19 protein-coding genes are annotated in these 20,896 nt (G+C 65.8%); 14 read left to right on the forward strand and 5 right to left on the reverse strand.

Annotated features, from left to right (window positions below; all coding sequences use genetic code 11):
- Positions 1 to 207: 207 nt before the first annotated feature.
- A complete protein-coding gene (locus H7692_RS06735; protein WP_227339944.1) occupies positions 208 to 3,093 on the reverse strand; it encodes a M16 family metallopeptidase in 2,886 nt (961 codons plus the stop codon).
- A gap of 118 nt (positions 3,094 to 3,211) precedes the next feature.
- The gene (gene purC, locus H7692_RS06740; protein ID WP_227340049.1) at positions 3,212 to 3,988 is read right to left on the reverse strand and encodes a phosphoribosylaminoimidazolesuccinocarboxamide synthase; all 777 of its coding nucleotides are present in this window, start codon (positions 3,986 to 3,988) and stop codon (positions 3,212 to 3,214) included.
- A gap of 279 nt (positions 3,989 to 4,267) precedes the next feature.
- On the opposite strand from purC, the gene H7692_RS06745 reads away from it, so the two are divergent.
- Entirely contained in the window at positions 4,268 to 5,191 is a 924-nt protein-coding gene (locus H7692_RS06745) for a crotonase/enoyl-CoA hydratase family protein (RefSeq protein WP_201927028.1), read from the forward strand.
- Here the strand turns inward: H7692_RS06745 and H7692_RS06750 are convergent.
- Together H7692_RS06750 and H7692_RS06755 are read right to left on the reverse strand one after the other, a co-directional pair.
- A complete protein-coding gene (locus H7692_RS06750) occupies positions 5,188 to 6,816 on the reverse strand; it encodes an alkaline phosphatase D family protein (protein ID WP_227339945.1) in 1,629 nt (542 codons plus the stop codon). The two genes, H7692_RS06745 and H7692_RS06750, sit on opposite strands and share 4 nt — an antisense overlap.
- Positions 6,817 to 6,873: 57 nt before the next feature.
- Positions 6,874 to 7,998, reverse strand: a complete 1,125-nt coding sequence (locus tag H7692_RS06755; protein WP_201927032.1) for a DUF3667 domain-containing protein — start codon at positions 7,996 to 7,998, stop codon at positions 6,874 to 6,876.
- Positions 7,999 to 8,075: 77 nt separating this feature from the next.
- Here H7692_RS06755 and H7692_RS06760 point away from each other — a divergent pair, with 77 nt between their 5' ends.
- The 9 genes from H7692_RS06760 (at position 8,076) to H7692_RS06800 (ending at position 15,314) form a co-directional block, all read left to right on the forward strand.
- The gene (locus H7692_RS06760; protein WP_201927034.1) at positions 8,076 to 9,359 is read left to right on the forward strand and encodes a glutamate-5-semialdehyde dehydrogenase; all 1,284 of its coding nucleotides are present in this window, start codon (positions 8,076 to 8,078) and stop codon (positions 9,357 to 9,359) included.
- Positions 9,323 to 10,018 carry a nicotinate-nucleotide adenylyltransferase gene (locus tag H7692_RS06765; protein ID WP_201927037.1) on the forward strand — a complete coding sequence of 232 codons (696 nt, stop codon included), beginning with the start codon at positions 9,323 to 9,325 and terminating at the stop codon, positions 10,016 to 10,018. The genes H7692_RS06760 and H7692_RS06765 overlap by 37 nt, the downstream gene beginning before the upstream one ends.
- Positions 10,015 to 10,413 carry a ribosome silencing factor gene (gene rsfS / locus H7692_RS06770; protein ID WP_201927040.1) on the forward strand — a complete coding sequence of 133 codons (399 nt, stop codon included), beginning with the start codon at positions 10,015 to 10,017 and terminating at the stop codon, positions 10,411 to 10,413. Before H7692_RS06765 ends, rsfS begins: the two co-directional genes overlap by 4 nt.
- Positions 10,414 to 10,448: 35 nt before the next feature.
- Entirely contained in the window at positions 10,449 to 10,877 is a 429-nt protein-coding gene (locus tag H7692_RS06775; protein ID WP_201927042.1) for a 23S rRNA (pseudouridine(1915)-N(3))-methyltransferase RlmH, read from the forward strand.
- Positions 10,874 to 12,088 (forward strand): murein hydrolase activator EnvC family protein, encoded by a 1,215-nt coding sequence (locus tag H7692_RS06780; protein WP_227339946.1) that lies wholly within the window; start codon positions 10,874 to 10,876, stop codon positions 12,086 to 12,088. Before H7692_RS06775 ends, H7692_RS06780 begins: the two co-directional genes overlap by 4 nt.
- 130 nt (positions 12,089 to 12,218) lie before the next feature.
- Positions 12,219 to 13,604: a S41 family peptidase gene (locus H7692_RS06785; RefSeq protein WP_227339947.1), complete on the forward strand. Its 1,386-nt coding sequence runs from the start codon at positions 12,219 to 12,221 to the stop codon at positions 13,602 to 13,604.
- 12 nt (positions 13,605 to 13,616) lie between these two features.
- Positions 13,617 to 14,099, forward strand: coding sequence for a disulfide bond formation protein B (locus H7692_RS06790; RefSeq protein WP_227339948.1), 483 nt, complete (start codon positions 13,617 to 13,619; stop codon positions 14,097 to 14,099).
- Positions 14,096 to 14,629 carry a demethoxyubiquinone hydroxylase family protein gene (locus tag H7692_RS06795; protein WP_201927050.1) on the forward strand — a complete coding sequence of 178 codons (534 nt, stop codon included), beginning with the start codon at positions 14,096 to 14,098 and terminating at the stop codon, positions 14,627 to 14,629. Before H7692_RS06790 ends, H7692_RS06795 begins: the two co-directional genes overlap by 4 nt.
- Positions 14,630 to 14,711: 82 nt before the next feature.
- Entirely contained in the window at positions 14,712 to 15,314 is a 603-nt protein-coding gene (locus H7692_RS06800; protein WP_201927052.1) for a hypothetical protein, read from the forward strand.
- A 90-nt stretch (positions 15,315 to 15,404) separates the two neighbouring features.
- On the opposite strand, the gene H7692_RS06805 is transcribed toward H7692_RS06800, so the two are convergent.
- On the reverse strand, positions 15,405 to 17,342 hold the full coding sequence (locus H7692_RS06805; RefSeq protein ID WP_222135560.1) for a prolyl oligopeptidase family serine peptidase: 1,938 nt from the start codon (positions 17,340 to 17,342) through the stop codon (positions 15,405 to 15,407).
- Positions 17,343 to 17,497: 155 nt separating this feature from the next.
- Here H7692_RS06805 and H7692_RS06810 point away from each other — a divergent pair, with 155 nt between their 5' ends.
- The 4 genes from H7692_RS06810 to rpsM all read left to right on the forward strand — a co-directional run bounded on the left by H7692_RS06810 (position 17,498) and on the right by rpsM (position 20,846).
- Positions 17,498 to 18,061: a hypothetical protein gene (locus H7692_RS06810; protein ID WP_227339949.1), complete on the forward strand. Its 564-nt coding sequence runs from the start codon at positions 17,498 to 17,500 to the stop codon at positions 18,059 to 18,061.
- A gap of 51 nt (positions 18,062 to 18,112) precedes the next feature.
- The gene (locus H7692_RS06815) at positions 18,113 to 19,456 is read left to right on the forward strand and encodes a TldD/PmbA family protein (protein ID WP_222135559.1); all 1,344 of its coding nucleotides are present in this window, start codon (positions 18,113 to 18,115) and stop codon (positions 19,454 to 19,456) included.
- Positions 19,457 to 19,464: 8 nt separating this feature from the next.
- Positions 19,465 to 20,256: an inositol monophosphatase family protein gene (locus tag H7692_RS06820; protein WP_222135558.1), complete on the forward strand. Its 792-nt coding sequence runs from the start codon at positions 19,465 to 19,467 to the stop codon at positions 20,254 to 20,256.
- A 221-nt stretch (positions 20,257 to 20,477) separates the two neighbouring features.
- On the forward strand, positions 20,478 to 20,846 hold the full coding sequence (gene rpsM, locus H7692_RS06825) for a 30S ribosomal protein S13 (protein ID WP_058454488.1): 369 nt from the start codon (positions 20,478 to 20,480) through the stop codon (positions 20,844 to 20,846).
- Positions 20,847 to 20,896: the final 50 nt, after the last annotated feature.

The raw sequence follows: 20,896 nt of genomic DNA on the forward strand, positions 1-20,896 counted from the left end.
AACAGTTTTTCGCTCCACCTCGTCACCCCGGACTTGATCGGCGATTATGGCCCCTAGGTGTTCTCCGGCGAAAGCCGGAGTCCACGCGGTGCAGTGCGGCCCGAACCTGGACCCCGGCTTTCGCCGGGGAGCACTTACTTCGCGAAAATGGACAAGCGCCGACCTGATCCGGGATGACGATGGCGGATTATTTGCGATTCGTCGGGCTCAAACCTTGTCGCTCACCGCCTTGATTACCAGCGCCTTGTCGTCGGTCAGATAGCGCCGGGCAAGCGACTGCAATTCTTCGACCGTCGCCGCCTCGACCTCGGCGATGCCGTTGCGGCTGCGGTCGAGGCGGTCGGCGGCGCTCGTCGCTTCGGCGACATAATTGAGCCAATAGACGTTCTCGCGCCGCGCCTTCACCATCGCCTCGACGAGCGGGCGCCGGGCGCGGTCGAGAAGGTCGGCATCGACGGGCTTGTCGCGCAGTTGCTTGGCGATGGCAAAGATCGCCGCTCGCGTCGTCGCGAGATGCTGGAAATCGACATTGCTCGACGCGAACAGATGGCCATAGCCCGGAAACTCGTCCGACAGGCTGGCGCCCGCGCCGGGGCTGTAGCTTTCACCAAGCCGTTCGCGCAATTCCTCGGTCAGCATCAGTTGCATCACGCGCGCGAGCAGGTTGAGCCGCATCGCTTCGGCCAGATCGCTGTCGTCGCGCGCGGGCCAATAGACGCGGATCTCGGCCTGTTCGGCGGGGCCTTTGTGGATCAACGTGCGCTCGCTGCGGTCGACCGCAAATTCGCGCACGCGCGCCTCGCTGCGCGGATCGAAGGCGGCGCGGCGTTCGGGGAGCGCGCCAAAGCTTGCCGCAATCGCGTCGATCGCCGCCTGCTCGTCGATGTCGCCGACGACGCCGATCTCGATCGCGCCGTTGACCAGGCTGTCGGAGATGGCGCGGCGCAACTGGTCCCAATCGAGCGCGAGCAGGTGGTCGAGCGGCGGGGTCTGCGCGCGCGGATCGTCATTGGCAAGGATGCCGCCCGCATCGCGCCCCAGCACCGCCGCGGGCGTCGCGTCGTTCGCGGCATATTGCTGCGGCAAATAGCGGCGGATCAGCGCAAGGCCGTCGGGGCGGTAGCCCGGATCGGCGACGAACGCCGCCATCAGCTTTGCCTGCAGCGCGAAATCCTCGGGCGAGGTCAGCGCCTTGGCGCCAAAGGCGTCGGTGTCCGACCCGAAGCTGGTGCTCACCGTTTTTCCGGCGAGGATCGAGCGCAGATCGTCGAGGCCGTGCATCCCGAGACCGCCGAGGCTGAACGAGCCCGCGAGCGACACGCGCGTCGGATCGTCGCGCGTCGCGAGCAGATTGCCGCCGTCGACGCGGAGCGACAGGTAAACGCGGTCCTTCTGGAAATCCGTCGTCTTGATGTTGAGCATCACATTGTTGGCAAAGCGCACGCGCCGGATGCCGAGGTCGTCGATGCGGTCGTCGGCGACGACGCGCCCGGGTTCGCCGAAATCCTCATAGGCAAAGGCGATGCCAACCGATTCGGTCGGCGGCGCGACCGCAACTTCGGTCGATGCCTCGAGCGCGGCGAGGATTGCGTCGGTGCCGCCCTCGATCGGCTTTTTCGCGGTCACGCGGACGAGCGGCGCGCTGAGTCCGTCGGTGCGCGCGCGGAAGGCTGCACTGACCGCAGCGGCGCTTAGCGTCGGCGCGACCGCCTCGAACAGCATCTGGCTCGTTTCGGGGCGTACGAAAACGAATTTGCCCTCGGCGGCCTCGACGAGCCGGTCGGCAAGCGCCTCGCTGCGCCGCGTCGAGGCGCCCGCGACGGCGTTGCGGAGCGCGGTGCGGCGGATCGCCAACTGCTCGGCGACCTCGGTTTCGGTGAAGCCATGGTCGCGCGCGCGGCGGAACTCCTGCTCGATCAGCGCCAGCGCCTCGCGCCACGCCCCCTCCTTGGCGACCGCGCCCATCGTCACCTGGTCGAAAATGTCCCACCCGGCGGCCTCGCTGAAATAGCCCGCGAGGATCGGCGAATCCTCGGCAAGCGCGATCTTGGCGAGGCGGCGGCTGACGATCGCCTCGCCGACCTCTTCGGCCAGGTTGCGGGCGCGTTTGGCGCGCGTATCGGGCTCGTCGACCCACGGTTTGAAGGTCGCAATCGTCACCGAATCCTGCACTGCGGGATCGATGAAATCGTCCGCCGCCGCGGCGCGATCATAATCGATCGTTCCGATGTCGGGGTCGGCGCCCGCGGGGCCGCGCCCGGTCCAGTCGGCAAAGCGCTCCTTCACCTTCGCCTCGACCGCCGCCGGATCGAAATCGCCGACGATCACCAGCGTCGCCCGCTCGGGGCGATAATAGCGGTCGTATAGATCGCGGAGCCGCTCGGCAGGGGCGGTGCGGATCACCTCTTCGGTGCCGACCGGGATGCGGCTCGCGACTTTCATCCCCTGCATCTGGAAGTCGAGCTGGTCGATGACGTTGCGGAGTTGATAGGTGTCGCGCGCGCGGCGTTCGGACAGGATGACGCCGCGTTCGCGGTCGACCGCCGCAGGGTCGATCGTCAACTCGCTTGCCGTCTCGCGCATCAGCATCAGGCCGGTGTCGATCAGATCGTCCGAGGCACCCGGCAGGTTGAGCTTGTAGATCGTCTCGTCAAAGCCGGTCGACGCGTTGGTGTCGGCGCCGAACGCCAGCCCCTTGCGCTCGAGCAGCTTGGTCATTTCGCCCTCGGGCACATTGGTCGAGCCGTTGAACGCCATATGCTCGAGGAAATGGGCAAGGCCGCGCTGGTCCTCGGCCTCGGCGAAGCTGCCGACGTCGAAGCGCATGCGGATGACGACGCTGTCCTTGGGCGTGCCGTTCTGGAGGAGCGCATATTTCATGCCGTTGGGCAGGACGCCGAAAATGATGTTCGGATCGACGGGCACGTCGCTCGCGGCGAAGTTCCATGCCCTTGCCGCGTCGTTCTGCGGATTGACCGCGGCGGTCACCGCGGACCGCTCGGCCTCCTTGGCAAGCAGCGGCGGCGAACAGACGGCAAGAAGGGCGAGGGCCGACAGCGCGGTCGCGGCACGCCGGAGGATGGGGCTGGTCATTCGGCCGTTCTGGCGATCATTGCGCCCGCGTCAAGGCCATGCGCTTTTGGAAGCGACTGCGGACATACCCCTATCGTCATCCCGGCCTTCGACGGGATGACGGATATGAGAGGGCCGTTCAGCCCTTTTTCTTGCGGTGGCTTTCGAGGTCGAGCACCGCATTGTCGCCGCCTTCGGGCATCAGGCCCAGGCGGCGGGCGACTTCCTGATAGGCTTCCACCTCTCCGCCCAGATCGCGGCGGAAGCGGTCCTTGTCGAGCTTTTCGTTCGTTGCCATGTCCCACAGGCGGCAACCGTCGGGGCTGATTTCGTCCGCAAGGATGATGCGGCTGAAATCGCCGTCATAAAGACGTCCGAACTCGAGCTTGAAGTCGACGAGGCGGATACCGACCGCGGCGAACAGCCCGCTCATGAAATCATTGATGCGGATCGCCATGTCCTGGATGTCGTGAAGCTCGTCCTGGCTGCACCAGTTGAAGCAGGCGATATGCTCCTCGGCGACAAGCGGATCACCGAGCGCATCGTCCTTGTAGCAATATTCGATAAGCGTGCGCGGAAGCTGCGTCCCCTCTTCGATCCCCAGCCGCTTCGACAGCGAGCCCGCGGCGACGTTGCGGACGATAACCTCGATCGGCACGATCTCGACCTGCCGGATCAATTGCTCGCGCATGTTGAGGCGGCGGATGAAATGGTGCGGCACGCCGATATTGCCGAGCAGCGTGAAGACATGCTCCGAAATCCGGTTGTTGAGCACGCCCTTGCCGTTGATCGTCCCGCGCTTCTGCGCGTTGAACGCGGTCGCGTCATCCTTGAAATATTGGATCAAGGTGCCGGGTTCGGGACCCTCGTACAGGATCTTGGCTTTGCCTTCGTAAATCTGGCGGCGACGGGCCATGGCGGTCAACTTTCTGTCGGAACCAAATGAATGACCCCGGCGAAAGCGACTCGGATAAGCGAGCGCGGCGCCGGGGCGGTCGGCGCCCTATAGCGGCAAAGCATCGGCGCGTCATCAGTCACGTCGCTCCGGCCAGGGCGGGGGCCACCGGGAGCGGGGAGCCATGCCGACAGCGGCTCCCGCCTTCGCGGAGGCGACGATTGATTTACGTTTACGTAAAGCGCTTGCCATCGCCCGCCCTGCTTGCAACCATGGCCAAAAGCCAAGGGGAGAGACGCGATGAGCTTTGAACAGATCAGCCTCGACAAGCAGGAGGGGATCGCGCTGCTGACGCTGAACCGCCCCGACCGGATGAACGCCTTTACCACGCAGATGATGCTCGACATCGTCGCGGCGCTCGACGAGTGCGACGCCGACGACGCGGTGCGCGCGGTGATCTTCACCGGCGCGGGCGAGCGCGCATATTGCGCCGGGGCAGACCTTGGCGGCGGCGCCGCGACCTTCGATTATGACAAGCGCACCGACAAGGCGGTCGCGCTGCCCGACGGCGTCGCGCCGACCCCGGTCCGCGCCGACGGGTCGATCGACTGGTCGCACCCGCTGGTGCGCGATTCGGGCGGGCGCGTGTCGCTGCGCATCTTCGAGGCGAAGAAGCCGGTGCTCGGCGCGATCAACGGCGCGGCGGTCGGCATCGGCGCGACGATGACCTTGCCGATGGATGCGCGGCTGGCGAGCGACACCGCACGCTATGGCTTCGTCTTCGCCCGGCGCGGGATCGTGCCCGAGGCGGCCTCGAGCTGGTTCCTGCCGCGGCTTGTCGGCATCGCGAATGCGGTCGACCTTTGCTATTCGGGCCGTCTGATTTCCGCCGAAGAAGCTCGCGACAAGGGGCTCGTCCAGTCGGTCCACGCACCGGGCGAGCTCATCGACGCGGCGATCGCCAAGGCACGCGAGATGACCGAGCACAGCGCGCCGGTGTCGGTCGCGCTGACGCGGCACATGCTGTGGCGGATGCTCGGCGCGCCGCACCCGATGAGCGCGCACCGCTGGGACAGCCGCGCCATCTATTCGCGCGGACGCAGCCCCGACGCCGCCGAAGGGGTGACAAGCTTCCTCGAAAAGCGCGCGCCCGATTTCACGGCGAGCGTCGCGGAGGATTATCCGTGGTTCGACGAATTCGAGGATGCGCCGCCCTATAGCTAGGCGTCGTAGCGGTTGCGCCCATGCTGTGCGGTCATGCGGTGCGTGCCAGCAAGCGCGAGCGACTTCTGCCCCACGGTTTCGAGAAAATGCCAGTTGGCGGTCACTATGTCCGGCGTCAGCGCCACGGTCGCATAGCCGCGCCGTTCGGTGTCGACCCAGCGCAGCTGCGGCGACGAGCCGCGGAGCGCGGCGGCGCGGTCGGCGGCGCTCGCCGCCTTGGCCGATGCCTCGATTCCCGGCGAGGTGACGCTCTGCCCCGCGACCTCGATGCCGGCGGGGCGCCCGTCATGCGGCAGGTCGAATGCCCAGCTGTTATGACTGTCGCCGGCGAGAGACACGAAATTGGCCCCCGCCGACTGCGCCGCGCCGAGGAGCCGCGCGCGCGCGGCAGGATAGCCGTCCCACGCGTCGAAGTTGAACGGCAGCCCCGCCGTCGCCGCAAGCTGCGCCGACTTGATCCGTTCGAGCACATAGTCGGGCGCGTCGGCGCCGAACCATCCCGCCGACTCGGGCGGGCTGTAGGTGCTGCCCATGATGACCTGCTGCGCGCAGACCTGCCAGCGCTTGCCCGCCGCGACCGATGAGGCGATGCCGCGCGTCAGCCAGCTTTCCTGATCGGCGCCGAGCAGCTGGCGCTCCGGATCGACATACCCCGTTTCGCGAAAGCGTCGCAGCGCGGCCGCAGGATCGCCGGCATCCCTGACGATGTTGCCGACCGAAAATTGCTTGTCGCGCCCGGTCAGCCGCGTTTCGGGGAGGAAGATCGTCGCAAGGTCGCCGACCTCATAATGGCGCCAGCGCGTATCGGCGACGGGCATCCATTCGCGCCACACGCGCTCGGCAACCGCCGCCCGTACGCTCCATTCGCCTTCGTCGGGCTGATGATTCTGCGCTCCGCCCGACCAGGCGTCGTTGGTCAGCTCATGATCGTCCCATTGCGCGATCATCGGATAGAGCTGGTGGATGCGCTGCAAATCGGCGTCGGCGCGATAGGAGGCGTAGCGCAGGCGGTAATCGGCGAGCGCGACAATCTCGTGGCTCGGCTGGATGAGGCGCCCCGGCAAGGCTTCCTTCAGCGTCGGATATTGGCCGATCTTATATTCGTAAAGATAGTCACCCGCGTGGACGACCAGATCGATGTCCTGCCGCGCCGCCGCGTGGGCATAGGCGTTGAAATGACCGAAAGGCAGGTTCGCGCACGAAAAGAGCGCGAGCGTGAACGCCGACGTCGCGCCTTCGGGCAGCGTACGCGTGCGGCCGAAAACCGACGTGCCGCCATCGGGGGCGATAAAACGATAGAAATACCAGCGCCCGGGGTCGAGGCCGTCGACGACCATCTTCGCGCAAAAGTCGCGCTCGGCCGAGGCACGAACAGTGCCCCCGGCAACGACCTTCGCGAAATCCGCGCTCTCCGCGACCTCGACGGTCAGATCGGTGTCCGAGGATGCGGCGTAGCGCGTCCAAAGCATCACCGAATTGGGGCCCGGTTCGCCGCTTGCGACGCCATGGGTAAAGCCTTGGGCCACCATCGCCCGCGCCGCGCCCGGGAGCGCGAGCGCCGCCAGCCCCGCGGTCCCCAGCTTGACGAGCAAACGGCGTTCGATGGCGCTCCAAATCGGATGCATGGCGTTCCTTCCCTTCCCGGATGCGTCTTCCCTGCCCCGCCAATGTTACAATTCGCGCTACCCCATCATCCCGAGTGTAAGCAGCAGCAACATGAAAGCGATCACCGCGAACAGGCTGAAATTGAGCAACAGGATCGACCGGACGATCGCGCCGAAACGCGACGAACGATACGCGCCACGCAACTGTCGGTACATATGAAAGGGGACATAAAAGAGCGCAGCGACGCTTATCGTTTCGCCAAGGATGGTCATGTTGAACAGCCGCACAACCACGAACAGCAACAGCATGAAGCTGATCGAATAGGTTATGAAGACGAAATGGTCATAGGTGTGAAAGCGGCGGCTGAACGGATAGAGCAGCCACAGGAAGGGCAGCGATAGCGGGATCAGCGCCCATGCGAACTTATAGGCGTTCGCCTGCAACTTGTAGAGAAGCAGTCCCGGGTTCGCCCAAGCCTTTTGCAGCGCCTTGTCGATAAAGGGAACGCCACTGTCGATCTTTGTGCGCGTCAGGAAATCGGCGCTCGATGTGACCTGTTCGACCGGATCCTCAAGCACCGGCGGTCCGGCGGCGCGTTCTTCGTCGGTCAAATCGCGCGCGATACCCAGATATTGTGCGCTCTTTTCGAGCGTCGCGCGCTCGTCGGCCAGAGACGCCTTTTCGGCATCGGTCGCGCCCGCCGCCGCAAGACGTGTGTCGATCCGTTCGACCTCCGCGCGAAAGCTCGTCTGAAGCGCGTTGCGGCGCGTCTGTTCCGCGGCCGCCTTCGCCATCTGGTCGCTGAGGCCGCTCCCCGAACCGACCATCGCCAGCACGGCGTAGGTCAGAAAGACGGCAAACAGGAACAGCGCGAGCGGTGATATGAAGCTCGCGCGCTCGCCGTGGATATAGCGCCGCGTCAAGTCACCCGGCCGCCACACGAGCAGTGGCAGCGTATTCCACAGCTTGCCTTCGAAATGAAAGATGGCGTGGACCAGGTCGTGCCCGATCGCACCGAAGCTGCGGTGGATGTCGGCCTTTTGCCCGCAGCGGTGGCAATGCGCGCCGACAAGGCTGGTCCCGCAGTTGAAACAGCGGCGCGGACCGCCCTTCTCGGCAGCCATCCCGCGCGCGGGTTCGACCGCAGCGCCCGCGAGTCCCGCCGTGACCGCCGCCCCGATGCTGTCGATGTCCCCGCTCATCGCCCCTGCCTAGTCCGGCACGCCGCCACGCGCAACGGGGCTTTCGCAGCCGCGGATAAGCGTGATAGAGCGGCGTCATGACCACCGACACGCTTGCCTCGCCCGCCACCGCCGACCCCGATGCGCTGATCGCCGACATGGGGCTGCGCGCGCGCGCTGCGGCAAAACGGCTTGCAGTGACTGCGACGGCAGAGAAGGCCGCCGCGCTCAATGCTGCCGCGCGCTGGCTGCGCGCAAAGGCGAACACGATCCTCGAGGCCAATGCGCGGGATATGGAGGCCGGCAAGGCGGCGGGCCTCACCTCGGCCATGCTCGACCGTCTGCGGCTCGACGAAAATCGCCTCGGCGCCATTGCCGATGCGGTCGAAGCGGTCGCCGCGCTACCCGACCCGGTCGGCGCAATCATCGACCGCGCCAAGCGCCCGAACGGAATGGAGCTCGAACGGGTGCGCGTGCCGCTCGGCGTCGTCGGCATCATCTACGAAAGCCGCCCCAACGTCACCGCCGACGCCGCCGCGCTCGGGCTGATGTCGGGCAATGCGGTGATCCTGCGCGGCGGCAGCGAGGCGGTCCATTCGAATGGCGCCATCCATGCGGCCTTTGTTGGAGGGCTGACCGAAGCGGGACTGCCGGCTGAGGCGGTGCAGATCATCCCGACGCAGGATCGCGCGGCGGTCGGGGCGCTGCTGCGCGCGCAGGGCCATATCGACATCATCATTCCGCGCGGCGGCAAGGGGCTGGTCGCGCGCGTGCAGGACGAGGCGCGCGTCCCGGTGCTCGCGCACCTCGACGGCATCTGCCATCTTTATATCGATGGATCGGCCGATCCCGACAAGGCGGTCGCGCTCGCGGTCAATGCCAAGATGCGCCGCACCGGAATCTGCGGTGCAACCGAGACGATCCTGATCGACCGCAGCTATGGCGCACCGCAAGCCATCGTCGATGCGCTGATCGCGGCGGGCTGTGAAGTGCGCGGCGACAGCGCGATCACGGCGCTCAGCCCGCATGTCACTCCGGCGAGCACGGTCGACTGGGACAGCGAATATCTCGACGCGATCGTGTCGATTGCCGCGGTCGACGGAATCGAGGGCGCGCTTGCACATATCGACGCGCATTCGAGCCGCCACACCGATGCGATCGTCACCGAGGACGAAGCGGCGGCGCGGCGCTTCCTGGGCGAAGTCGACAGCGCCATCGTGATGCACAACGCCTCGACCCAGTTCGCAGACGGCGGCGAATTCGGCCTCGGCGCCGAAATCGGCATCGCGACGGGGCGGCTCCACGCGCGGGGACCGGTCGCACTGGAAGGGCTCACCACCTATAAGTGGCTGGTGCACGGCACGGGACAGGTCCGCCCCTGACTCGCGCCCGTCCCACCGGTCTCCTTGGCGGCAGTTTCAACCCTGCGCACGGCGGGCACCGCACAATCAGCCTCAATGCCATCGACGCACTGGGGCTCGACGAGCTGTGGTGGCTCGTCTCGCCGGGCAATCCGCTCAAATCCGCAAAGGGCATGGCGCCCCTCCCCGCGCGACTCGCGTCGGCGCAGCACATGGCGCGGCGCGCGCCGATCCGCGCAACGGCGATCGAGGCGGAATTCGGGACGCGCTATACCGTCGATACGCTGCGAAAGCTGGTGCGCCGCTACCCCAATCGCCGTTTCATATGGATCATGGGTGCCGACAATCTCGTCCAATTGCCCCGCTGGCGCGACTGGCGGGACATTGCGCGCTTGATGCCGATTGCGGTTGTCGCGCGCCCGGGCTATAATGGCCGAACCCATGCCGCGCAGGCGATGGGCTGGCTTCGGCGCTTCGTCCGGCCCGCGGACCAGAAACTTCATTGGACGAACTGGAGACCGCCTGCCCTCGTGTTCCTGCGTTTTTCGCCCGATGTGCGATCCGCAACCGCTATACGGCAGGCCAATCCCCGCTGGTTCGAACGCTATGCAGGCCGCGCGATGCGCGACCCGCTGACGCATTCGCGCCTGCGCGACCGCGAAAGGAAAGGAACCGCTTGATAGCCGCGAACAAGGATGCCGCGCCCGGCGCCGCACCCGCAAACGACAGCGTGGACGCACTCCACGCGCTGATCCTCCACCAGCTGGAAGAGGACCAGGCCCAGGAAACCATTTCCATCCCGCTTGCCGGCAAGAGCAGCATCGCCGATCATATGGTGATTGCGAGCGGCCGGTCGACGCGTCATGTCTCGGCGATCGCCGACAAGCTGGCGCAGCGCATCAAGCAGGAAGCGGGCCGGCTTGTCCGCGTCGAAGGGCTGCCCAACGCCGATTGGGTGCTGATCGACGCCGGCGATGTCATCGTCCATCTGTTCCGTCCCGAGGTGCGTAGCTTCTACAATCTCGAGCGGATGTGGTCGTTCGGCGACGCCCCGCCGGTTGCTGCGGCAAATTGATGGCGCGCGCCCGCTGATCCTGTAAGACGGCGGGAATGTTGCTCCATATCATCGCGCGCGGTCGCATCGGGCGCGGCCCCGAGGCCGAACTCGTCGATCGCTACATGAAACGGCTCGGCTGGCCGCACAAGATTTCCGAACTTTCCGACACGGGCGGGCGCTGGCCCGCCCCCGGCGATACCAGCCGTACCGTCCTTCTCGACGAGGGGGGCGAACAAATGTCGTCGCTCGAATTCGCTCGGCTTCTCGAAAAGTGGCGCGACAGCGGCGTGCGCGAAACGCGCTTCTGCCTGGGCGCCGCCGACGGCTTTACCCCCGACGAGCGCGAAGGCGCCGACAAGGTGATCGCCTTTGGCCGCGCCACCTGGCCGCATCTGATGGCGCGCGCGATGCTCGCCGAACAATTGTGGCGCGCGACCAGCATCATCGCGGGTCACCCCTATCACCGCGAGGGACGGCAATGAGGCGCGCGCTCTTCGCCCTCGTTCTCGCCGCCGCAGGCACCGTCGGCGCCATCGCCCTCGCGCAGAGCGACATCTTCGACCCCGTCGTTATCGCTGAGAACGAACGCCAACAATTACGCGAAGCGAAGGAGCAGTCGGTACAAGCGATGGCGCGAAGCGCGCAGTTCGAGGCGCAGGCACTCGCCGCCCGCTCCGAAGCCGAGCGGCTCAAGAAGCAAAGCGCGGCGCTTGCTGCACGAATCCAGTCGGCCGAGGCCGACATCCGCGCGGGCGAGGCACGGGTCGCGCTCGTCAACCGCCGCCTCGCGATCCGCCGCGCGCGGTTGGCCGAGCAGCAAAAGCCATTGCTCGAACTCTCCGCGACGCTGCAGCAATTGTCCCGCCAGCCGCCCGTCAGTGTCCTCGCGCAGCCCGGTTCGCTCCGCGACATGGTCCACGCGCGCGCGGTGCTCGATGCGACGCTGCCGATCATCGAGCACCGCACCGCAGGCGTGCGCCGCGAACTCGCCGAACTGCGCACCGCCCAGCAGCATCAGGCGATTGCGCTGAAAGCACTGGCGGCGAGCAAGGAGCAACTGGCCGAACGTCGCGACACGCTGACGCGGCTCGAAAACGAAGGCCGACTCCGCTCGCGCGAACTCATCAGCAGCGCGCGGCTGGAGGCTGACCGCGCGCTCGGGCTCGGCGAAAAGGCGCGCGATATTGTCGAACTGATGGACACACTCGAAACCGACAGCGCGGTGCGCGCGGAGCTCGCCCGGCTGCCCGGCCCGATCGCACGGCCGCGCGATCCCTCGCGCGCTTCGTCGCAGCCCGCCCCGCCAGCGCCAGTCGAACCCGAACTGACCGTGGGCGCCTATCGCTTGCCTGTCGTCGGGCGCATCATCGCGGGACTGGGCGAAGTCAACGACAGCGGCGTTCGGTCGCGCGGGATCACCGTCGCGGCGCAGCCCGGCGGGCAGGTGGTGGCCCCCGCGCCGGGACGCGTGAGCTTCGCCGGCGACTATCGCGGTTATGGCAAGATCATCATCATTGACCATGGCGGCGGCTGGACGTCGCTGATTACCGGACTGATCGGCCTCTCTGCCGGTGTCGGCGACGTGCTCGATGCCGGCATGCCGATCGGTCGTGCGGGGTCGAATGACAGCCGAATCACCATCGAATTGCGCCGCGCCGGACGGCCTGTCGACATCGTCGCGATGCTCGGCTGACGGCCGGTTAATCGACCGTTTGACCCCTGTTCCGTATCGGGATGCCATGCTTGACGGGCGCGCAATTGCGTAGGAGGATGGCGCGCCGGGGTTTATAGAGCGGGGATTCCCGCATGAGTGAAAGACGTATATGACCGCAACGCCCAAGACTTCCGCGTCGCCCAAGCGCCGTTTTGCGCTGTGGCAGGGTGCCGCCGCGCTGAGCACGCTCGCGCTCGTCCCGCTGGCAACGGGCGCGATGGCCGCCGTCGATTCGAAGACGACCGGCGAAATCTCGCGCTTCATGGACGTGTTCCTCGAGGTCAAATCCAACTATGTCGAACCGGTCGACGATTCGACGCTGATCGAGGGTGCGATCAACGGCATGCTCGCCAGCCTCGATCCGCATTCGGGCTATCTCGACGCATCGGGCTATTCGACGCTGCGGACGCAAACCGACGGCGAATATGGCGGCCTGGGGCTATCGGTGACGATGGAGGACGGCGTCGTAAAGGTGATCGCGCCGACCGCCGACACCCCGGCTTCGCGCGCGGGCATCAAGGCGGGCGACTATATCACGCATATCAACAAGGAGCTGATTTTCGGCCTGACGCTCGACGAGGCGGTCGAACAGATGCGCGGCCGCCCCGGCACAAAGATCGACATAACCGTCGTTCGCGAGGGCCAGGACAAGCCGATGGAATTGTCGCTGACGCGCGAAATCATCGACCTCAAGCCCGTCAAGTGGGAGGTGAAGGACGATGTCGGCGTGCTGACTATCAGCAGCTTTTCGGCCGACGCGACGCGCGATTTGAAGGCGGCAATGCTGTCGGTCGAAAAATCGCTGGGCCACAAGCCGCGCGGCTGGGTTCTCGACCTCCGCTCGAACCCTGGCGGACTGCTCGACGAAGCCGTCGGCGTCAGCGACGTCTTCCTCGAACGCGGCGAAATCGTGTCGCAGCGCGGCCGCCGCAAGGGCGACATCGAGCGTTATTTCGCCGAGCCGGGCGACCTCGCGAAGGGCGCACCGGTCATCGTGCTGATCGACGCCGGGTCGGCATCGGCGTCGGAAATCGTTGCAGGCGCACTGCAAGACCAGCACCGCGCCGTGGTGATGGGCGAACGCAGCTTCGGCAAGGGGTCCGTGCAGACCGTCCTGCCGCTGACCGACACCACCGCGCTTCGCCTGACCACGGCGCGCTATTTCACGCCGTCGGGGCGCAGCGTGCAAGAGGGCGGGATCGACCCCGACATCCGCGTGCCGCAACTTTCGGACCCCGACTACGCTTCGCGGCCCAAGTTCCGTGAGAGCGATCTGCGCCGCCACCTCGTCAACGAGAAAAAGGTCGACAACAGCCTGATCGAAAAGGACGAAAAACCCGATCCGCGCTTTACCGCGACCGCGGCGGACTTGAGGGCAAAGGGGATTGAGGATTTCCAGCTGCACTACGCGTTGGAAACCATCGGCCGCATCGGCGCCACCGCTCCGCGCATGGCGCAGGCCAAACCGGTCGCCAAGCCGGCGCGCCGCAACTAAGGGGCGCGACCGATGCCGAAATCGCGCCTCGCCGCGCCGCTGCTCGCGCTCGCCATCCCGCTCCTCCTCTATGGCGGTGCGCTCGTGTCGCAATTTGGCTTTGGCCTCCACCCGTGCGAGATGTGCTATTGGCAGCGCTGGCCGCACCAGGCGGCGATCGTGCTTGCTGCGCTGGCGCTGTTGCTGCGCAGCAATGGCAAGGCGATGCGCCTGCTGACGGCGCTAGCGGCGATTGCGATCGCTATCAGCGGCGCGATCGGCATCTTTCACGCAGGCGTCGAATATGGCTTTTGGGAAGGTCTGACGAGCTGCTCGACCGGCGCCGCCGGCCCCGTCTCGCTCGAATCGATCATGAACGCGCCGCTGATCCGGTGCGACCAGACGCAGTGGGATTTGTTCGGCATTTCGCTCGCAGGCTTCAATGCCATTTTCTCATTGGGCGGCGCGGCGCTTGTCTTGACCTTGCTGCTCCGTCGGCGCACATCGGACGCATGAGCGAAAGCCCGGACCCGACCGATCGCCGCACGGCGTCGATGATCCGCGTCGATCAGGCGGGCGAGTATGGCGCGACGCGTATCTATGCAGGGCAGCTTGCGGTGCTCGGCGACCGGCATCCAATGGCGCGCGAAATTGCCCACATGGCCGAGCAGGAAGAGCGGCATCGCAAATTTTTCGACGATATGATCGCCCGGCGCGGCGTGCGCCCGACCGCGTTGCAACCGCTGTGGAACCGCGCGGGCTTTGCCCTCGGGGCGATTACGGCTGCCATCGGCCCGCGCGCCGCAATGGCCTGCACCGCCGCGGTCGAAACCGAGATCGACCGCCATTATCGGCAGCAACTCGACGAACTTGGCGACAGCGATCCCGAACTGAGCGCTGCAGTTGCCGATTTTCGCGCCGAGGAGCTGGAACATAAGGAGGCGGCGATCGCCGCAGGCGCGGAAAATGCGCCGGGCTATCCCCTGCTCAATCTTGCGATCCGCGCCGGGTGTCGCGCAGCCATCGCGCTGTCGAAGCGTATCTGATAGGCTCGCGCGCGGGCCTGCCCGTTCAGCACCGATGCAGCTTCGCACTGTCATGCCCGCCGAAACCATAAAGGAACGACCGATGACCCGCCTTCTTTCCCTCGCCTTGATCCTCGCCGGAAACGCGGCGATCCCGTCCGTCGGCGCGCAAGAAGCCACGGTCGATGGCGAGAAGATCAACCAGGTCATCGTCTATGGCGACGACAAATGCGAACAGTCGAGCCCCAACGAGATTGTCGTCTGCAGCCGCCTCCCCGAACAGGATCGCTATCGCGTCCCGCAGATTTTCCGCGGCGACCCGCTCGACCCGCGCAACGAAGCGTGGGCGAACAAGGTCGTCGCACTTGAGCGCGTCGGTCGCTTTGGCACCGACAGCTGCTCGCCGGTGGGCCTTGGCGGGTTCACGGGCTGCACGCAGGCACTCGTCGCGGGAGCCAAGGCCGAGCGCGTCGCGGCCGACAAGACCGACTGGCAGACGATGATCGCCGACGAACGCGCCAAGCGACTCGCAGGTATCGACTCCGCAGCGGCCGAGGTCGAGGCGGCAGTCGTGGCCGAAGAACGCGCGATGGAAGAACGCCGCCGCGCCGCCGCCGAACTCGAACGGCAAGCGAACGGCGAAGCGCCGACCACGCCCGATAGCGAAGCAGACGCCGAACCTTTGCCGCTCCCGCCGCAGAGTTGAACTAGCTTATCCGCAGTTCTGGCGGGAGCCGGAATGTCGATCACGCGTCCACAGGGATCGGGATGATCTCGGTGGACGCGCGAATGATGCTTAATTCAGCAAGTACTGCTTCCAGAACATGAGCGACGTCCAGAAGCTGTAGTCGGCATTTTCCTTTTTCGCGAAACCATGGCCTTCGTTGGTGCCGACAAGGTGCCAAGCCGTCCCCCCATTCTTGCGGACCGCCTCGACAATCTGGTCGGCTTCGGACGCCGGGACGCGCGGGTCGTTCGCGCCCGTGACGACGAACAGCGGCTTCTCGATCTTGTCGACATGCGTCAGCGGCGAGATTTCGATGAGCTTGGCGCGCTGTGCCGGATCGCGCTCGTCGCCATATTCGACGCGGCGCAGGTCGCGGCGATAATCCTGCGTATTTTCAAGGAAGGTCACGAAGTTCGAGATAGCGACGACGCACAGATTGGCGCGCAGTTTGTCGGCGTAATGGATCGCCGCAGCATAGCACATATAGCCGCCATAGCTGCCGCCGGTCAGCGCAAAGCGCGACGTGTCGAGCATCTTGTCCTTCGCCAGATGGTCGAGGAAAGCCCCCATGTCCTTGACGCTGTCTTCGCGCTTGAACGGGCCGTTGTCGAGGCTGACGAAAGTCTTCCCATAGCCCGTCGAACCGCGAACGTTGGGATAGAAGATCGCAATCCCCATTTCGTTGAGCAGATAGTTGTTGCGGCCCATGAAGCCGGGGCGCGACTGCGCTTCGGGTCCACCGTGGACATTCATGATCAGCGGGCGCTTGCCGGGGAATTTGGCCGGGTCCGGGCGATAGAGGAATCCCGACACCTCCAGCCCATCAAAACTTTTGATTTTGACGAGTTCGGGTTCGACATTCTTCGTGACGTCGAGACCGCCGGTCTCGCTTTCGGTCCAGCGCGTGACCTTCAGCGTCTTGGGATCGACGCTAAACGCGTCGGCAGCACTGCGCGCTGAGGTAAAGGTCAGTCCGATTTCGCCCCACGGCGCGATGTCGATGCCGCCGATGATGCCCGGCGGCAGCGCCTCGACGGTCCGCACCGCGTCGCTTTTCGGATCGAGGATGCGGAGCTTGGCCATGCCCGCCTCGTTCACGACATAGGCGATAAAGCTGCCGTCATGGGCGATGTCGAACGTATCGACGTCCCATTTTTCGGCTGGACCACGCGGGGTAAACGCGCCCGTCGCCGGATCGACAGTTCCGAGCCGCTGAAAATCGCTTCCCTCGTCGCTCGTCACCCAGATCGTGCCGTCGGGCGCAAATTCTGCCCCGCCGAGCGCGACGCTTTTCGAATGGTCGCCGATCGGCGTCATCGCGCCGGTGGCGAGGTCGAGCCGGAACAGGTCCGATTTCTGCACCGACGTATATTTGGCAACGAGCGCCCAGCTCTTGTCGGGCGAAAAGTCGGCGAGATACCAGCCGCCGCCCTGAACCTCGGCCACCATCCGGCTCGATGCTGGGTCGCGCGGGTTCATGACATAGATGTCGCTATCACGCCCATTGCGACGCGTCGAAGTAAAGCCGACAAGCGTCCCGTCCTTGCTCCACGCGTTCAGACCGTTGCGACTCTTGCCATCGGTAAGCAGGTCGAGCCGCCCGTCCTTCATCGCGTAGATCTGATAGAATTCGTTCCCGCCGATGTCCTTTTGCACGAGCATCATATCGCCGGTCGACGGCGACCATGCACCGCGCCCGACGGGTTCGGCTTCGAAGGTCAGCTGCTTGCGCGCGCCCATCGGGGCGGCGACGCGATGGATTTGCGATGTATTGCCGAAACGCGTGGCGATGAGCATCGACTTGTCGGTCGGGTGCCAGCCGACGAAACCGGCGCCGCGATTTTCCATATAGGGACGCGTTGCGGCAGGCAGGTCGGCCGGGACCGCGGGTACGCCATCGGCGATCAGCGCTGCCGGCTTGGGCTCGACCGCGGCGCCCTCTCCTTCGGCGGCAAGTGCCGGTGCAAACGGCAAGGCAAGAGTGGCCAGAGCGGCAAGATAGCGCATGATGATGTCCCCGTTTTGAAATGAAGCAATTGACCGGGCATAGACGCTATCGCGCACTCTCGGCGATGCAAGAGTTCGACCAACGATGCGTTGCAATCGACCGTCGACAAGAATGTTATGCTCGACCGGTCGAACGGGGACGAATCGCAACCGAAATGGCTGAATTTGAAACCGATTTGGCAGCCTGGCGCGATTTGTTCGATTTTCGAGGCGAGTCGAGCAAAAAAATTAACGAATCGGTGCGAAGCTGTCTTGACTTGGGAATTATTGGGGCAAAACGTGGCGTTTCTGGGAATCGCCGGCCGGGGAGGCTGAAAACAATGGCATCGACCTTCGAACCACGCTTGTGGAAACGAGCGAGCGCATCGGTTCCTCCCCCGCGCAGCCTTGGCCGCCGCATGACATTCCATGCCGCCGCGGCGCTTATCGCTTTCTCCGTTCTTCAAATCTGGCTGGTGTCGAGCGCGATTTCCGCGGGCGCGCCCTCGGCATTCGTAATCACCGCGCTCGTGGTCCTGCTTGCGCTCGCCATTCCGGCGGCGCGCGCCATTGAGCGACACTGGTATCACCTCAGCCGCCAAGCCCTCGCGAGCTGGGGACTTCATGCACGGTTTCGCCGCGATGTCCGCCGCCTGTGGGCGGCCGCGCTGTTCGTTCCCATCATGTGGGTCAGCGGCGCGATGGCCGCGACCGACGCGATTGCGGCAATCGCGAACTAATCCCGCGACATAGATTTTGACGCCTTGGTCGGCGCCGTATAGGGCGCGGCCATGCTGAGTGTTTCCGAAGCCCTCGACCGCGCGCAACTGCTGTGCGACGCCGCCACAAAGGCGGGTGCCGATGCCGCCGACGCGCTGTTCTACTGCAACGCCTCTACTTCAGTGTCGATGCGCCTCGGCGCGCTCGAGGATGTCGAGCGGTCCGAAGGCCAGGATATTTCGCTGCGTGTCTTCGTCGGGCAGCGTAGCGCGAGCGTGTCGACCGCCGACATGGATGCGGGCGAACTTGCCAAGCTCGTCGACCGCTGCGTCGCGATGGCCCGCGAGGCGCCCGAAGATCCCTACGCCGGGCTCGCACCCGAAGACCGGCTGTTCAAGGGACCGACGCCCGACCTCGAGCTCGACGACGGGAGCGAGGCCGACCCGCAAGCCCTGCGCGAAACTGCACTCGCGGTCGAGGAAGCTGCGCGCGCCGTCGCCGGGGTAACGAACAGCGAAGGCGGCAGCGCAAGCCACAGCCGCATGCGCTTTGCTCTGGTCACCAGCCACGGCTTCGCCGGCGGCTATGGCGCAAGCGGCCACAGCCTGTCGGCCAGCGTCATTGCGGGCGAAGGTGCGGGAATGCAGCGTGACTATGACTGGCACAGCACGCACCATCTGTCCGATCTCGAAAGCGCTATTGACGTCGGCACGCGCGCCGGAAAGCGCACGGTGGCACGGTTGAACCCGGGTAAGGCCCCCGTCGGCAAGCTGCCGATATTGTTCGATCCACGCGTCGGCGGCAGCCTGCTCGGCCATTTGATGAGCGCGATTGCCGGGCCGGCCATCGCCCGTGGCACCAGCTTCCTGCTCGGCAAGGAAGACCAGCAGCTTTTCGACAGCGCCATTGTCGTCCGCGACGAACCGCACCGGCTGCGCGGCTTGCGCAGCCGCCCGTTCGACGGCGAGGGCCTTCCCACTGCGGCACACGACATCGTGTCGGACGGACGCATCAGCGGCTGGCTGCTCGACACGGCGTCGGCCAAGCAGCTCGGCCTGTCGCCCACGGGCCACGCCAGCCGCGGCGGCGGCGCATCGGGGGTGAGCGCAAGCAACTTGCATCTCGTCCCTGGCCAGCAAAGCCCCGCCGATTTGATGGCCGGCGTCAAGGCCGGCGTCTATGTCACCGAATTGATCGGCCAGGGCGTCAATCCCGTCACCGGCGATTACAGCCGCGGCGCGTCGGGCTTCGTCATTCGCGACGGCCAGATTGCCGAACCGATCGCCGAATTCACCGTCGCTGGGAACCTGATCGACATGTTCGCGGCGATGAGGCCCGCGAACGATCTCGAATTCCGGCAGGCCGTCAACGTCCCGACGATCCGCATCGACGGCATGACCGTCGCGAGCAGCTGATCCCGGCGATGCCCGCGCGCAATCTTGAGGCCGTGATCGCCGCAACGCGCGAGGTCGGCGACATGGCTATGGCGCGCTGGCGCGGCGAAGGGCGGCCAGTCGACGTCTGGCACAAAGGGCACGACAACCCCGTCAGTGACGTCGATCTGGCGGTCGATGCGCGGCTGAAATCGGTACTGGGTGCAATGGTCCCCGAAGCAGGCTGGCTGTCAGAGGAGACCGCCGACAGTGACGACCGGCTGTCGCGCCGCGCCATGTGGTGCGTCGATCCGATCGACGGCACCCGCGATTTCATTCGCGGACGGCCGGGTTGGGCGGTGTCGGTGGCGCTCGTCATCGACGGCGAACCCGAACTCGGCGTGCTCTATGCCCCCGCGCTCGACGAATTATGGGTCGCGCAAAAGGGTCAGGGCGCAACGCTGAACGGCGAAACGCTGCGCGCGAGCCGTCGTATGATCTTCAACGGATCGCGCGTCCCCGCCGACAGCCTGCCCAAGATCGACCGCGACCTCATCATGGTCACCAAACCGAACAGCATCGCGCTGCGCATGGCACTCGTTGCCGACGATCGCGCCGATCTGGTCGCGACGCTGCGCTGGGGGTTCGAGTGGGATGTCGCCGCCGCCGCGCTGATCGCCGCCGAGGCGGGGGCCGCCGTCACCGACGCTTTTGGCGACCCGCTGCGTTTCAACACGCCGCGCGCGCAGGCCTTTGGCGTCATCGCCTGCGCCGCCGGAATCCACCGGGCCGTCGTTGCGCGCTTGCATGACCGGGCGGTGGCGCTTACGTCCGCACCATAGGACGGCACCCGCCGCCGGTTTCTGCATCGCGGAAACCCCATCAATGCGCCGCAGTTCGCTTGACAATTCGGGCGACTCACCTTAACTGCGCCTCCATTCCGACAGCCTGACCGGACGGCGAAGCGCAGCAGCGTGTTCGTGGTCCGTTTTTTGCGTTGGAAATCAGACGCTTTGAGATGGGGCCGTTTGCCAGCGCGCCCTGTGGAGCAGGAGAAAGTTTCATGGCACGTATCGCGGGCGTCAATCTGCCCACCAACAAGCGCGTAATCATCGCCCTTACCTATATCCACGGCATCGGTCGCAAGACTGCCGTCGACATCGCCGACAAGCTGGGTATCGACCACAGCCGCCGCGTCCAGGACCTCAGCGACGCCGAGATCCTGCAGATCCGTGAAACGCTCGACGCCGACCACACGGTCGAGGGTGACCTTCGCCGCAACACGGCGATGAACATCAAGCGACTGATGGATCTTGCCTGCTATCGCGGCCTGCGCCATCGCAAGGGCCTGCCGGTCCGCGGCCAGCGCACGCACACCAATGCGCGCACCCGCAAGGGCAAGGCCAAGCCGATCGCTGGCAAGAAGAAGTAAGCCGGTTTTTCCGCGCCGGCGGCCGCCTTCACGGCTCGCGCCCCGGCCCG

The organism is Sphingopyxis sp. P8 (assembly GCF_020622175.1).
In the GTDB taxonomy this organism is placed as follows: Bacteria; Pseudomonadota; Alphaproteobacteria; order Sphingomonadales; family Sphingomonadaceae; genus Sphingopyxis; species Sphingopyxis jiangsuensis.